Raw genomic sequence first — 1,269 nt, 5'->3', positions numbered from 1 at the left:
ATAACCTTATTCCTCTCTTTTGTTCTTTCTGATTTATATCTAAATTTAATGAATTGTAAACTTAAGACGTGTATAATTAATGGCTGGTTCTCGCCTACTTACGAAAATCCTCGCGGATTTTCTATTTGGTTTGTATTTGCTAAATTAGGTACTTAAACACGCCACTAATCATACACAATCACGTTGCCAGTAATTAAAAACGACACCCGAAATAAAATGATTAAGTATTTTAAAAGTTTAAACTCTGGAATTAGAAGGTCATTAATAATTGGAACTTTTATTGGTGCTTCAATAATTGGAGCATTATTTGAATTAGGCTCTTCAAGTCACTTTGATGAATTTCATTTTGTAATTGAATCCATTTTTATTGGAATTCCAGTTTATTGGATTATTGTTTTTGCTGGCTTATGGATTTATCAAGGTTTTGAAAAAAAACCAATTATCAAAGAAAGTAAATCCAAGCAAGAAATATTAGAACAATTAGAAAACCTACAAATTGACTTAAATAACTATTTGCAAAATTGGAAAAAAACTGGAGGAGGAACAAGAGGACACGCAATTGGTAGTATGATTGAATCTGTAAAAAAGAAAACTGATTTCTTTAAACAAAGTTGTTAGATGAAAAAGAATCTAATTGAATTTTTATGTCCTATTTGTGAAAAAAATAAATCTCACACGAAATCAATGTTTATAGCTCATATAGATATTCAACACTCTGATATTGAGAGAAAAAACAAAGAGGACATAATTTGTGATTATGACATTAATTATTTAACAAATAAAATTACAAACACAGAGACTGAATTAATAAATCTTAAAAAGGAGCTAAACAAACTCAAATTAGATAAAAAGAAAACGGAACTGAATGAATTGAGAAATAAAGTTCTTGCGATTTTAGAACCACTTGGAATAGACGATAAAAGTTTAAAGGTAATAAATACGAGAAAATCAATTCAAAAATTGAAAGTCTATCTTTCAAGAGGTATAAATAAAAAGTACAGAATTTATCTTGATGAGCATAAAATTGATTATCAAATACCATTAATAAAGAAAAAGAAGAACTTTAAGAAAAAAACCAAACTGAAAAAGGAAAAAGATTATTTCGATAGAACATCGAATTCAGTAAGAGCTATTTACACACCAATGGGAAATAGACGATGAAAATAACTACTGGCAACAAAGTACTGTGGTAAAAAACAAGTAAAAATGTATTAATTTTTCACCATGGTACTTCTGTAACTATCCTCATATATTAGTCCAGATTTAGCA

The 1,269-nt window shown here is 27.7% G+C and carries 2 protein-coding genes; both read left to right on the top strand.

Going from position 1 to position 1,269, the window contains the following annotated elements:
- The first annotated feature begins 183 nt into the window (after positions 1-183).
- Positions 184-618 carry a hypothetical protein gene (locus RT250_RS13465; RefSeq protein WP_313115406.1) on the top strand — a complete coding sequence of 145 codons (435 nt, stop codon included), beginning with the start codon at positions 184-186 and terminating at the stop codon, positions 616-618.
- Positions 619-1,161 (top strand): hypothetical protein, encoded by a 543-nt coding sequence (locus tag RT250_RS13460; RefSeq protein WP_313115404.1) that lies wholly within the window; start codon positions 619-621, stop codon positions 1,159-1,161.
- Positions 1,162-1,269: the final 108 nt, after the last annotated feature.

This window comes from Aequorivita sediminis (genome assembly GCF_032080575.2).
Lineage (GTDB): Bacteria > Bacteroidota > Bacteroidia > Flavobacteriales > Flavobacteriaceae > Aequorivita > Aequorivita sediminis.
This window is presented reverse-complemented; position numbering and strand designations above follow the sequence as displayed.